The sequence below is a fragment of the Sphingobacterium sp. LRF_L2 genome (assembly GCF_965644235.1).
Classification (GTDB): Bacteria; Bacteroidota; Bacteroidia; order Sphingobacteriales; family Sphingobacteriaceae; genus Sphingobacterium.
Genome location: NZ_CBFFRI010000047.1, coordinates 1 through 208 on the forward strand (window position 1 = coordinate 1; position 208 = coordinate 208).

Consider the following 208-nt stretch of genomic DNA (forward strand, 5'->3'; position numbering starts at 1 on the left):
GCGGTCTGGACGGGACTCGAACCCGCGACCCCATGCGTGACAGGCATGTATTCTAACCAGCTGAACTACCAGACCAATATCTTTTAAATCTTTTATTTTTAAGAACGTTTCGAAGAGTTTTCTCTTCTTGTTTTAGCGGTCTGGACGGGACTCGAACCCGCGACCCCATGCGTGACAGGCATGTATTCTAACCAGCTGAACTACCAGA

The 208-nt window shown here is 48.6% G+C and carries 2 tRNA genes; both read right to left on the reverse strand.

Going from position 1 to position 208, the window contains the following annotated elements:
* Position 1: 1 nt before the first annotated feature.
* Positions 2–75, reverse strand: a tRNA-Asp gene (locus tag ACSZOX_RS22465).
* 61 nt (positions 76–136) lie between these two features.
* A tRNA-Asp gene (locus ACSZOX_RS22470) sits at positions 137–208 on the reverse strand.